Source organism: Mucilaginibacter pedocola (genome assembly GCF_002013915.1).
Lineage (GTDB): Bacteria > Bacteroidota > Bacteroidia > Sphingobacteriales > Sphingobacteriaceae > Mucilaginibacter > Mucilaginibacter pedocola.
The window spans coordinates 366,574-379,288 of the sequence record NZ_MBTF01000001.1 but is presented as its reverse complement, the minus strand read 5'-3'; the positions used below and the strand labels follow the sequence as shown (position 1 = coordinate 379,288).

The 12,715-nt window shown below is 48.8% G+C and carries 9 protein-coding genes; 4 read left to right on the top strand and 5 right to left on the bottom strand.

Annotation, left to right across the window (positions count from 1 at the left end; all coding sequences use genetic code 11):
* Positions 1-100 precede the first annotated feature (100 nt).
* Positions 101-979 carry an alpha/beta fold hydrolase gene (locus BC343_RS01650; protein WP_078345976.1) on the top strand — a complete coding sequence of 293 codons (879 nt, stop codon included), beginning with the start codon at positions 101-103 and terminating at the stop codon, positions 977-979.
* Between the two features lie 150 nt (positions 980-1,129).
* Here the strand turns inward: BC343_RS01650 and BC343_RS01645 are convergent, their stop codons facing one another.
* The 5 genes from BC343_RS01645 to BC343_RS01625 form a co-directional block, all read right to left on the bottom strand.
* The gene (locus BC343_RS01645) at positions 1,130-2,371 is read right to left on the bottom strand and encodes a sensor histidine kinase (RefSeq protein WP_078345975.1); all 1,242 of its coding nucleotides are present in this window, start codon (positions 2,369-2,371) and stop codon (positions 1,130-1,132) included.
* A 210-nt stretch (positions 2,372-2,581) separates the two neighbouring features.
* Positions 2,582-3,430, bottom strand: a complete 849-nt coding sequence (locus tag BC343_RS01640; protein WP_078345974.1) for an SDR family NAD(P)-dependent oxidoreductase — start codon at positions 3,428-3,430, stop codon at positions 2,582-2,584.
* Between the two features lie 72 nt (positions 3,431-3,502).
* Positions 3,503-4,339 (bottom strand): SDR family NAD(P)-dependent oxidoreductase, encoded by an 837-nt coding sequence (locus tag BC343_RS01635; RefSeq protein ID WP_078345973.1) that lies wholly within the window; start codon positions 4,337-4,339, stop codon positions 3,503-3,505.
* 81 nt (positions 4,340-4,420) lie between these two features.
* The gene (locus BC343_RS01630; RefSeq protein WP_078345972.1) at positions 4,421-5,323 is read right to left on the bottom strand and encodes a helix-turn-helix domain-containing protein; all 903 of its coding nucleotides are present in this window, start codon (positions 5,321-5,323) and stop codon (positions 4,421-4,423) included.
* 164 nt (positions 5,324-5,487) lie between these two features.
* Entirely contained in the window at positions 5,488-6,822 is a 1,335-nt protein-coding gene (locus BC343_RS01625) for a sigma-54-dependent transcriptional regulator (RefSeq protein WP_078345971.1), read from the bottom strand.
* Between the two features lie 342 nt (positions 6,823-7,164).
* Here BC343_RS01625 and BC343_RS01620 point away from each other — a divergent pair, with 342 nt between their 5' ends.
* Genes BC343_RS01620 through BC343_RS01610 form a run of 3 tightly spaced genes read left to right on the top strand, consistent with a single transcriptional unit; the run spans position 7,165 to position 12,632 of the window.
* On the top strand, positions 7,165-7,887 hold the full coding sequence (locus tag BC343_RS01620) for an ImuA family protein (protein WP_078345970.1): 723 nt from the start codon (positions 7,165-7,167) through the stop codon (positions 7,885-7,887).
* A 1-nt stretch (position 7,888) separates the two neighbouring features.
* Complete coding sequence (locus tag BC343_RS01615; protein WP_078345969.1) at positions 7,889-9,385, top strand: Y-family DNA polymerase; 1,497 nt, start codon at positions 7,889-7,891, stop codon at positions 9,383-9,385.
* 13 nt (positions 9,386-9,398) lie between these two features.
* Complete coding sequence (locus tag BC343_RS01610; protein WP_078346472.1) at positions 9,399-12,632, top strand: error-prone DNA polymerase; 3,234 nt, start codon at positions 9,399-9,401, stop codon at positions 12,630-12,632.
* Positions 12,633-12,715: the final 83 nt, after the last annotated feature.

Sequence of the window (12,715 nt, the reverse complement as noted above, 5' to 3'; positions counted from 1 at the left end):
GGCATGGTTAGTGCCGGGTTGTTAAATAAAGTTAAACATCTGCGGCAAATTCGACGTTATCGTTTTTAAACCTAATTTGCACCCGGTAAACCTAAAACGCATGAAAAATCTCCGCCTCCCTACCTTGTTCGCGCTATGCACTTTATGGTTCGCCTGTGGCAACCCGCAGCGTGAAGATAAGGATAAAAACAACAATGTGCGCGCACACATCGAAAATAATGCCTTAAATATCGCTTATACCGATACCGGTAAAGGCGACACTACGCTGCTGTTCGTACATGGCTGGTGCATCAATAAAAGCTACTGGGCATCCCAAGCCAAGCACTTTGCCAACAAGTACCGCGTAGTAGCTATCGACCTGCCGGGCTACGGCGACTCGGGTAAGAACCGTAAACAATGGGACGTAAAAACCTTCGCAACGGATGTGAACGCGGCCATCGATCAGTTAAATCTAAAGAACGTGGTATTGGTGGGGCATTCCATGTCGGGCACTATTGTATTGCAGGCGGCCATAAACCAGCCCGATAAGGTGATTGGACTTGTTGGCGTTGATAATTTTAAAGGACAAGGCACCCTCCCCACCGAGGCTCAGAAGAAAGATATAGCTGAAGCTATTGGTGCTATGCGGAAAGATTTTGTAAAGGTAGCTTCGCAATGGTTCAACGAGGGGCTGTTCTACAAAACTACAAGCAAGCCCATCCGCGAGCGCATACTGAATGATGTGGTCCATTCCGATACCGCAGCAGCCATAGGTTCGATGGAACAGCAAGCCTACGATGATGTACCCGCCTTGCTGAAATGGAAAAAGAAACTGTATTTAATAAACAGCGATTATCAAGCCAATGATATAACCTGGCTGGTAAAAAATAAGATACCCTACAAACTACTGATCGTACCGCAAGTGGGCCATTTCCCAATGGTGGAAGCGCCGGATGAATTTAATAAGCAGATGGAAGTGGTGTTGCGGGATTTGAAATAAGATGTTTGTGCCTTGTGGAATATCCGCTCGGCGAGTTGACTCACCCCGGGTTCGCTATCGCTGCCCGACCCTCTCTAACTTCGTTAAAGAGGGTCGACGCCCGCGAATGGCGGGCCGTCGGGGTGAGTTAAATAGTGACGCGAATCCCCCCTACAACAGGTCATCCTCCTCATCAACCCCGGCATTCTTCTTAACCGAAAAGCTGAAAGTTGAACCTGAGCCTATTTGTGATTCGGCTCGGATGGTGCCTTTCAATTTTTCTACCAGTCCTTTTACTGTGTAAAGGCCAAGGCCTGTGCCTTTTTGGTTAAAGCGGTCTATCACGTTCAGGGTAACTTCTTTGTAAAATATCTTTTCGAGGTTCTTTTCGGCAATGCCCATCCCGTTATCAACTACTTTAAAATAGTAATGGTCGGCATCCTCGCGGAACTGTACGCTTATTACGCCCTGCTCTTTATCATTATAGCGCACGGCATTGGTAAGCAGGTTCAGGAATATCTGTTCGAGAGCAACTGCCGAGCACATCAGCGCATGATCTAACGGTGGGAAGTTTATCTTCATGCCATAAGGCACTTCGATAAGATTTACCACATTCTTCAGCAAAGCAACAAGCTCGAACGACTGCTGGTTGGTAAGCAGCGATGACGGTTTTGATGAATACTCCAGCATCTCATCAACCAAAGTTAAAAGGCGTTTTACTGAGGTAACGTTGAGTTCCAACAAGCCTTTGCTTTTTTCGTCGGCCGCCTTGCCCAGGCGTTGTTGCAGTGCCTGCGAGGTAAGCAGCATACTACTTAGTGGATTTTTAATATCGTGCGCTGCTGTAGACGCAAATTTTTGGATGAACGAATTCGTTTCCAGCAGGTCCTGGTTGCTGCGCTCTAAACGGGCAAGCTTGCGGCGAAGTTCCATCTGGGTGATTACCTGTTTACCTAAAATACGCAGCGACTTTAGCTGGCGCGGCGTAAGTTGTTTAGGCATGGTATCTATCACGCAGAGCGAACCCAGTGCAAAACCATCTTCGTTAACCAATGGTACGCCTGCATAAAAAACAATATTGGGGTTACCGGTAACTAATGGGTTAGATGCAAAGCGGCTATCCTGCCTGGCATCGGGTATAACCATTATTTCACCGGGTTTTAATATGGTATGGGCGCAAAAGGCCTGTTCCCTTGGTGTTTGAGTTGATGACAAGCCAACTATCGACTTAAACCACTGCCTCTTGTCATCTATCAGGCTGATGGCCGAAATAGAGGTTTGGCAAATTTCCGAAGCGAGATGAGTAAGCTCATCAAAATCGTTTTCGGGCATGGTATCTAAAATGTCGTATGAGTCGAGCGAATCTAAGCGCTCCTCCTCGTTGGCGGGTACAGGGTAAGACAGGTTACTCAAGCGGGTATTAGTTTAGATGCGAAAAATAAGGGTAAATATAGCAGTTTTACCATTTCAGCCAAATCTATCCAAACGAAAATTACTTTCCGCATACGAAAAATCGCACCCCTTAAAAGAATATTCCAACACAGGAATACCTTCAAAAATAAACGCACAAAAAAGGCGGGTGATGTGCTCACCCGCCCTTTATCAAATGCAAACCCCTAAATATTAAGCCTCTACTTCAAAACCGGTAGCGGTAGCAAGCTCGCGCCATGCTTCCATATCGGCTTGTACATCAGCTATTTTCTGTGCGGCCACGCCATAAGCGTCGGCACCCAGGAAAAGGTGCATTGGCGCTTCGGCAGCTTCGGCGGCTGCTATCATCACTTCCGATGCTTTGTCGGGGTCGCCTGCCTGGTTGCCGTTGATGTCGTTTTGGTGGGCTGCCTGTACTTCGCGCACAGTTTTGTATTCCTGTATCTCGTTCTTAGGGGTGCTTAACGAATCGGGAGCCAGGAAGTTAGTGCGAAAATAACCCGGAGAAACGATAGTGGCTTTTATATTGAAGGCCTTTCCTTCGGCACCAAGCGATTCGGTAAAGCCCTGCACCGCAAATTTGGTGGCGCAGTATATACCAAAGCCGGGGTAATTGCCGCTAAAGCCACCTATTGATGATACATTGAAGATATGGCCCGACTGCTGTGCACGCAGGTAAGGCATTACCGCGCGTATCACGTTTAGCGAACCAAATACATTCACATCAAAATTCTCGCGGGCTTCGGCATCGCTCAGCTCTTCTAAAGCGCCGGTCAATCCGTAGCCCGCATTATTTACCACCACATCAACTTTACCGAAGCGGGCAATGGTTGCATCTATAGATGCCTTCACGCTGCCTTCGTCCTTAATATTAACGGCAAGCGGCAGAAAGTTCTCGTGTTCGCCAACAACAGCAGTTAAATCGTTAAGGCTGCGGCTTGTGGCAGCTACGTTATATCCTTTATTTAATAATGTTTTTACCAGGCTAAACCCTAAACCTTTAGAGGCGCCGGTAACGTACCATGTTTTTTGAGTGCTCATTGTTTTATTATTATTTATTTTAGATAGATACTTGTTAATATTTCCCCTTCAGGGGATGAATTCATTTGAGGCTTAACCGTGGTAAGCCATCGATTTGGAAATTTCTTCGTTAAGCTGGTATTCCTTTTTCAGGCGGTCAAGTTTGGCCATTGCCCTGTCGTAGGCATCCTCGCCAAGCAGCAAATACAGCGGCGGGTTTTCCATTTGCGCTACTTCAATTATTGCTGCGGCAGCTTTTTCGGGGTCGCCGGCTTGCTGGCCGTCTTTTTGCAGCATTGCAGCTTGGGCAGTGTGCAACCCGGTGTATTCAGGAATGGTATGCTTAGCAATATTGACAGATTCGGGCGTTAAAAAGCTGGTGCGGAACGCGCCGGGAGCTACTACCGTAACCTTTACCCCAAACTCTGCCACATCCTGCGCCAATACTTCCGATAAGCCCACCACCGAAAATTTGGTAGCCGCATAAACCGACCAGCCAGTGGTTGCGGTAATACCTGCAATTGATGAGATGTTGATAATGTGGCCCGACTGCTGGTAACGCATATAAGGCATCACCATGCGGATAACATTTAACGTACCGAACACATTTACCTCAAAACTGTCGCGGGTTTCGCGGTCGGTAAGTTCTTCAATGCTGCCGCCAATGCCATAGCCGGCGTTATTGATAACTACATCGATGCTGTTGAAAGCGGCTTTTGTTTGATGGATAGCGCAGCCAACGCTGTCTTCGTTGCCCAACTCAACTTGTATAGGTAAAAAGTTGGGGCTTGTTACGCCAACGGCTTTCACCAATTCGTCGAGGTTACGCGAGGTTGCGGCAACCTTTTGCCCCGCGCTTAGTAATTGTTTTACCAGGCTTAACCCAAAACCTTTGGATGCGCCCGTAATGAACCATGTTTTGTTTTCCATAAATTGTTTGCTTTGATGAAACAAAGGTATGGCCAAACACGGGGCAAGCGTTTGCGTTAATCAAACCATTAATTGCAAAATTCAAACAATACGAAAAGCGGATGGGGTAACAGCGGTTTGTTTTTTGAAAAAATTATTGAAATGGGCGGGCTCCTCAAAGCCCAAGCAGTAACTAATTTCAGATACGTTCCAATTGGTGTGGCGCAATAAAGCCTTGGCTTCGCTCACCAAACGGTCCATAATATGCTCGGTTGTGGTTTTACCCGTAGTATGGCGTATGGCGCGGTTAAGATGGTTCACGTGCACAGATAACTGATCGGCAAAATCTTTAGCAGAACGCAGTTCGAAGCGTTGCGAAGGCACTTCTATAGGAAACTGGCGCTCCAGCAACTCAGTGAATACAGCCGTAATGCGCGAATTAGCATCGGGATGCTGGTACAACCTGTCTGATGGCTGTATCTTCATGGCGTAATGTATCAGTTCGGTAACGTAGTTGCGCAGCAGGTCGTATTTAAACTTGTAGTCAGAATTTAGCTCGGCCAACATTTTTTCGAACAGGGCGAACACGTAAGCATCCTGCTCCTGGTTTAATACATACACCGGGTTAGCCCCGGGTGCGAACATAGGCAGTTCCAATATGCTGGCGCGAAGCATTTCAGTCAAAAAAGAATCTTTATAGATACAAAACCTGCCCGAGTGCTCAGTATTCATATTCTCGAAGGTGTAAGGAACATTGGGGTTGAAGAACACCAGTGCGCTTCCATCCATCTCAATACTTTTATCGGCATAGTGCACCACCCCTTTCCCGCGGAAAAGGCTTACTTTGTAAAAATCGCGGCGGGTATACAACACAGGCTTGGCATCGGGCTTATAGCAGTCCTCGGTACGGAAAACATTAAAGTGCCCCATCTCCTGCCCCAGCTTCTCGGGCATCCAGTTAAACTTTTCTTTGTAAAAATCCTCGAGTGTTTCGGTATGTGCCATAATGCAAAGTTACACAAATCAAACCAAAAGATGCAAGTGCTTGTTTTGCGCGATTATAACAGACAGTGAAGCGTATTGTTTGAATAACGCAATTTTCGTTAGGGCGATGAAAAAACGAAGCAATAAAATGAGGATTCGAAAGGTCTTTTAACCTGATTCTATTTCTACAACTCGTACTCCTCTATTTTACGGTATAGCGTAGTTAAACCTATGCCTAATAGCCTTGCAGTCTCGGTTTTGTTGCCTTTGGTGTAGTGGAGTATTTTTTGGATGTGATGCTTTTCGATAGATGACAGGCTGAAAGATGCCGGTGTAGAGTTATCGTAAGCATCATAAAAATCTATAGGCAACTGCTCGGTACTGAGCATTGGCCCATCAGCAATAATTACTGAGCGCTCGATCACGTTCTTCAGCTCGCGGATATTACCTTTCCAGTTATGTTTTTCGAGCGCAGCTAAAAACTCGGGGCTCATGCCATCGAGCTTCTGCCCTACTTTGCGGGTATATTCGGCCAAATAATATTTGGCCAGCAGCGGAATATCGTCGCGGCGCTCGTTTAGCGATGGCAGGTTTATTTGGAAAACCGATAAGCGGTAAAACAGGTCCTCCCTAAAATTGCCCTTGGCTATCTCGCCCTCCAGTTTACGGTTGGTGGCAGCAATAATGCGCACATTTACTTTAGAGGTTTTGGTATCGCCAATTTTAATGAACTCGCCCTGCTCTATCACCCGTAGTATTTTGGCTTGCAGGTTAATATCCATTTCGCCAATCTCATCCAAAAACATGGTACCGCCGTCGGCTTCCTCAAACAGGCCTTTTTTATCTTTCAAAGCCCCTGTAAAAGCCCCGGCTTTGTGGCCGAACAGTTCGCTCTCCAGCAACTCTTTACTAAACGAGCTGCAGTTTACCGCTACAAAATTGGCCGTATTGCGGCGGCTATTATAATGTATCGCGTTAGCAAAAACCTCTTTGCCCGTGCCCGTTTCGCCCAGCAACAGCACGGTGGTATCGGTAACAGAAACTTTTTTGGCGAGGTCGATAGCTGCCTTAACAGGTTTCGACTGCCCTATGATTCCCTCGAAAGTAAACCGCTTTACCACTTTGCTTTGCAGGTTAAACACTTGGCGCTGCAACTGAGCTTTATCCATAGCGCGGGCAAGCATGGGGAGTATCTTGTCGTTATCGTCGCCCTTAGTAATGTAGTCGAACGCACCGTTTTTAATGGCGAGCACGCCATCAGCTATGGTGCCAAATGCCGTGAGGTTTATTACCTCTACATAAGGTTTTTTCTCCTTTATCTGTTTCACCAGCTCTACACCGTTCGCGTCGGGCAGTTTTACATCACTTATTACTACCTGCACATCCTCCTGCGCCAACAGCTTCAGCCCTTCCTTACCCGTATAGGCCTGGAAAACTTTATAGCCTTCCAACTCGATAATGCGGGTGAGCAAACCGTTCAGCTTTTTCTCGTCATCAATAATGAGGATGTTTTGTTGCATGGTACAAAGGTATGATGATGCCAGGAATTTTGGGTACCGAAGGGCTCTTTTTTAAAGAGCCCTTGCTTGACACATGGGGTAAACGGCTTTATTAGCCCGTAGGGCTAAAAGCTTTGTAGCAAATATACCATCCAAAGCTTCGAGTGCCGTAGGTACTCAACAAAATGGAGTTCAACACCTAACGGCGTTGTATTATTTATTACTGCCTTTTCTACAAAGCTTTAACCTCTAACGAGGTTGCTATAAACAATTAACGATAATAAATACGGCATCGATCAGATTTAAAAAACATTTGCAATGCTAAAAATATTAGCATAATTTTACATCATTAAAGCCGTAGCCATGCCCGTTGAAAAGAGAGAGATGATAGAGAGGCTGCAGAAAAACATTCTGCAATGGGAAGGTTACAGGCCTCCGCCTGTGGGCATACGCAATTTAGTTGGGTTGGGAATGGTGGAGGCCGCTTTTCCGAATGGCGTTTTCCCGGTAGGCGCTATTCACGAGTTGGTTTGCAGCAGCAGCGAGCAAGCCGCTGCTTCGGGCGGATTAGTTACGGGCATCCTTTCGGTTTTGATGCAGCAAGGCGGGGTTTGTGTTTGGATAGGCCGAGCCAAACAATTGTTCGCCCCGGCACTGGCCGTTTTTGGCGTGGAGCCGCACCGGGTAATATTCATCAGCCTGAATAAAGACAAAGATGCCCTGTGGGTAATGGAGGAAGCCCTGAAATGCCCCGGACTAAAAGCCGTAGTGTGCGAACTGCGGGAAATGGATTTTAAGCAATCGCGCCGCTTGCAACTGGCCGTTGAGCAAAGCCGGGTAACCGGGTTTGTACTGCGCAATGCGGCCGATAAACTGGGCTCTACTTCATGTGCGGCGCGCTGGCAAGTACGGTCCTTACCCAGCGCTCCTCCCGATGGGCTGCCCGGTATAGGCTATATGCGCTGGCAGGTAGACCTGCTAAAAGTGCGCAACGGGCAAACGGGTAGTTGGGTTTTAGAGTGGCAGCAAGGGCGCTTTATACCGATAGAAGAAATTGCAGTTACCGAAGAAAGGCAGGTGGGTTGATATGGCAAAGCGTTATATGGCCATTGTTTTCCGTCATTTACTGACGGACGCACTCGCGCTTCGCCGCCCTGAATTGAAGGAAGCGCAATTTGTGCTGGCAGCGCCGGTGAAAAACCGCGTTATTATTACGGCCGCCAGCCCCGCTGCCGAGCAACAAGGCGCCTTTACCGGTATGGCCGTAGCCGACGCCCGCGCAGCCGTGGCCGAACTGGTAGTAGTTGACGATGTACCCGGCAAAGCCGCCAAACTATTGCGTTTATTGGGCTTAGGCTGCATACGCTACACCCCCATTGTAGCCGTAGATATGCCCGACTGTTTGTTGTTGGATATAAGCGGCTGCACCCACCTTTGGGGTGGCGAAAGCGGCTATTTAAAAGAGATAGTATTAAAACTACGCAAGGCCGGCTTTGATGCCCGCGCCGCCATTGCTGATACCATTGGCGCTGCCTGGGCCGTAGCACATTATGCCCGCACAAACCCCATTGTAAAACCCGGCGAGCAAAGCAAAGCTATCTCGGGCTTGCCGCCTGCAGCTTTAAGGCTGAACGATGAGATACTGGAAAGGCTAAAAAAACTGGGCTTCCGTAGCATTGGCCCTTTACTGGCTATGCCTCCGCAGGCTTTAAGGCGGCGTTTCGGCAGCGACCTGTTATTAAGGTTAGGCCAAGCCTTAGGCACCATAGAAGAACATCCCGAACTGTTAACCGTACCCGTCCCCTACGTAGAGCGCCTTCCCTGCCTGGAACCTATACGCAACGCGCCGGGTATTGCCATTGCTATCGAAAAATTATTAGCTGCCCTGTGTATACGCCTGCAGGCCGAGGGCAAAGGGGCACGCAAAGCGATATTGAAATGCTTCAGGATAGATGGGCGCACGGTGCAGACGGGCATAACTACCAATCGGGGATCACATAGCGTATCGCATCTTTTAAAACTTTTCGAACTGCAGATCGCTAAAATAGAGCCGGCTTTGGGTATCGAACTGTTTGTGCTGGAAGTGCCCCGCGTAGAAGAAATGGAAGCCCCGCAAGAGCAACTATGGGCTTTTGATAAAGGGCTTGCCGATAATACCCTCGCCGAGCTGTTGGACCGCGTGGCCGGTAAAATTGGCCCGCAGGTAATAAAGCGCTACCTGCCTGCCGAGCATTACTGGCCCGAACGTTCGGTAAAGGTAGCCGCCAGCATCACAGAAGAACCAACCACAGCCTGGCCTGCTCAACTGCGCCCCATGCGCCTGTTAAACCCGCCCGAACTGATAGAGGTAATGGCCTTGGTACCCGATAACCCACCAAAGTTTTTCGTCCACAAAAACAAACGCCACAACATTGACAAAGCCGACGGCCCCGAACGCATAGGACGCGAATGGTGGCGCGACAGCGGCGAGCACCGCGACTATTATGTGGTAGAAGATACCGAAGGGCAGCGCTATTGGGTATTCCGTTCGGGGTATTACGATGGCGGGGATGCACAATGGTACCTGCATGGCTATTTTGCTTAAGGAGGATATTTTGATGGAATACGCAGAATTACAGGCCACATCTAATTTCAGCTTCCTGCGCGGCGGCTCACACCCGCACGAACTGGTAGAACAAGCCATCGAATTAGGCTACTCGGCCATTGCCATTACCGACCGTAACTCGTTGGCGGGGATCGTACGCGGCCATATGGCAGCAAAGGACCTGCAAAAGAAAGACGAAAGCAAGAAGATCCAATTCATCCCCGCTTGCCGGCTCGATCTAATGGACGGGCACAGCCTGCTGGCCTACCCTACTGATATTGAGGCCTACGGGCGGTTATCAGCCCTGCTCACCAAAGGTAACCTGCGTACCGAAAAAGGCCAATGCGAATTGTACAAGGCCGATGTATATGCGCATAGCGAGGGCATATTGTTTATTGCTATTGCCCCGGATAAACTGAACAGCCGTTTTGAGTTTGATGAACAGTTTTTAACCGACTTAAAGGAATACAAGCAGCACTTTGGCAACTCGCTTTATTTGGCCGCCTCATTTAACTACCAGGGGCAGGACGATAAGCGCCTTTTCCGCCTGGCGCGAACAGGGGTACCTTTGGTAGCTACCGGAGATGTATATTATCACGAACCCGCACGGCGCGAACTGCAGGACGTACTCACCTGCATCCGCGAGAAATGCACCATACATACCGCCGGTTTTAAGTTGCACAGCAATGCAGAACGCTTTTTGAAGGAACGCGAAGAGATAGAACGCCTATTCGGCAAATATCCGCAAGCCATAGATAATGCCAATGAAATTGCTGCCGCCTGTAAGTTCTCGTTGGATGAACTGAAGTACCTCGCTCCCCCCGAAGAGTTGGTAGATGGGCTTACCCGCCAACAGCGATTGGAGAACCTTACCTGGGCCGGTGCAAAACACAAATTTGGCGACACTATACCCGAAAAGCATCGCAAGCAAATCGAATTTGAACTTGGCTTTATTGAAAGGCGCAAACTGGCATGGTATTTTTTGCGGGTGCATAAAAAAACACAAAAGGCCGAAGAACTGGGTATTTTACACCAGGGGCGCGGTTCGGCGGCAAACTCTACAGTTTGCTATTGTTTGGGAATAACGGCCGTTAACCCCGATGAATCGCGCTTGTTGTTCTCGCGCTTTATGTCGGACGCGCGGGACGAATGGCCGGATATTGATGTGGATTATGAACACGAACGCCGCGAAGAAATAATACAGTTCATCTATGAAGATTACGGGCGCGACCGGGCGGCCATTGTAGCAACCGTAACACAGGAAAGGCACAAAGGCGCCATACGCGATATTGGCAAAGCCATGGGCGTATCCGAAGATACCATTAAACGTATTGGCGCTACTATTTGGGATTTTCAGGAAGAAGGTTTCGACGAGAAACGCCTGCGCGACCAGGGCCTGAATCCGCACGACCCGCTGATATTAAAAGTACTGCAACTCACCTGTGAACTGATGGGTTTCCCCCGTCAATTAGGGCAGCATACGGGTGGCTTTGTAATAACCGAAGGGCAGCTATCCAACTTTTGCCCCATACTGAATGCCCGTATGGAAAACCGCACCCAGGTAGAGTGGAATAAAGACGACCTGGAGGACCTCGGCATCCTGAAAATAGATGTTCTTGGGCTGGGCATGCTTACCATGATACGCAAGGCTTTTGATATGGTGCTAAAGCATTACGGCAAGAAACTGACCTTAGCAAACGTTCCTCAAAACGATTCTGAAGTTTATGATATGATATGCCGGGCAGATACCATCGGCGTTTTCCAGATAGAGAGCCGTGCGCAGATGAGCATGTTGCCACGGTTAAAGCCCCGCGAGTTTTATGACCTGGTGATAGAAGTGGCAATTGTACGCCCCGGACCCATACAGGGTGATATGGTGCACCCCTACCTACGGAGAAGGAACGGTGAAGAACCTGTGGTTTATCCTTCTGACGAACTGGAAGAAATATTGGGACGCACAAAGGGTGTTCCGCTATTCCAGGAGCAGGCTATGGAGATAGCTATTAAAGCGGCCGGATTTACCGATGCAGAAGCCGACCAATTACGGCGCAGCATGGCTTCTTTTAAAGCTAATGGTAAGCTAAAGCACTACGAAGATAAAATGGTAAGCGGCATGACGGCTCGTGGCTATGACGAGGACTTTTCACGCCGGGTGTTTAAGCAACTACAAGGTTTTGAAGGTTATGGTTTCCCCGAAAGCCATGCAGCATCATTCGCGTTGCTGGTGTACATATCCTCTTGGTTAAAATACCATTATCCCGATGTGTTTTGTGCTGCCCTGCTCAACAGCCAGCCTATGGGCTTTTACCAGCCTGCCCAAATAGTACGCGATGCCCGCGAACATAACGTACAGGTATTGCCGGTAGATGTAAATTACTCCGATTGGGATAATACCCTCGAAACAAAAGGCAATGGCAAACAACACGCCGTACGCCTGGGCTTTAGGCAAGTGAAAGGTTTAAAAGAGGATGATATGACGCTGCTTGTAGCCATGCGCAACCCTGAATATACCCATATAGACCAACTGCGCAGCGCAGGCATACCCGAAGCCGCATTAGAAAAACTGGCGGATGCCGATGCCTTCCGTTCCCTTGGTGCCGACCGCCGCATGGCGCTGTGGGAAGTATCCGCATTGGCGGATAGGCCAATTGGTTTGTTCGACGGGCAGTTATCGGAAACAGCTTTAGAAACCCTGCCCGATCTGCCTGCCATGACACGAGGCGAACACGTGGTACAGGATTATATTTCTACCGGGCTGTCGCTTAAAGACCATCCTGTAGGTTTGCTGCGCGCCCGGCTTACCCAAATGCGCAACATCCGCGTAAGCGATATTGCCCGTAAAAAAGATGGCGACCACGTATGCATTGCCGGCCTGATAACCGTTCGCCAGCGCCCGGGCACCGCAAAGGGCGTACTGTTCATGACTTTGGAAGATGAAACCGGGGCTGCAAATTTGGTGGTATGGCAAAAACTGTTCGATAAATACCGCAAAGAGATCGTACAATCGCGCCTGTTGATGGTGGCCGGGAAGCTGCAAATTGCCAATGGCGTAACGCATTTGGTGGTACAGAAATGTTTTAATCTTACCTCCCTCCTGCGCAGCCTCACCGAAACCGGCGAACCTATACTCCCCCAAACCCTTGCCCGCGCCGATGAAACAAGTAAACCGCATCCATACGATATGCGCTCCAGCTCGCCTGCTGTATCAACCGAAGGGGCATTCCATAAGGGTAGGAATTTTCATTGATGTGGTAAAACCAATGCATCAACCTTTAATTAGCGTCACGCTTCGCACAAGTATTTCAATTACAATGCAATATCGCCGCGTAT

What these genes read in the sequence shown, in the direction of transcription:
- BC343_RS01640 (WP_078345974.1), bottom strand. Translation starts at nt 3,430, where the DNA reads ATGAGCACTCAAAAAACATGGTACGTTACCGGCGCCTCTAAAGGTTTA.
- BC343_RS01610 (WP_078346472.1), top strand. Translation starts at nt 9,399, where the DNA reads ATGGAATACGCAGAATTACAGGCCACATCTAATTTCAGCTTCCTGCGC.
- BC343_RS01615 (WP_078345969.1), top strand. Translation starts at nt 7,889, where the DNA reads ATGGCAAAGCGTTATATGGCCATTGTTTTCCGTCATTTACTGACGGAC.
- BC343_RS01620 (WP_078345970.1), top strand. Translation starts at nt 7,165, where the DNA reads ATGCCCGTTGAAAAGAGAGAGATGATAGAGAGGCTGCAGAAAAACATT.
- BC343_RS01630 (WP_078345972.1), bottom strand. Translation starts at nt 5,323, where the DNA reads ATGGCACATACCGAAACACTCGAGGATTTTTACAAAGAAAAGTTTAAC.
- BC343_RS01625 (WP_078345971.1), bottom strand. Translation starts at nt 6,822, where the DNA reads ATGCAACAAAACATCCTCATTATTGATGACGAGAAAAAGCTGAACGGT.
- BC343_RS01650 (WP_078345976.1), top strand. Translation starts at nt 101, where the DNA reads ATGAAAAATCTCCGCCTCCCTACCTTGTTCGCGCTATGCACTTTATGG.
- BC343_RS01635 (WP_078345973.1), bottom strand. Translation starts at nt 4,339, where the DNA reads ATGGAAAACAAAACATGGTTCATTACGGGCGCATCCAAAGGTTTTGGG.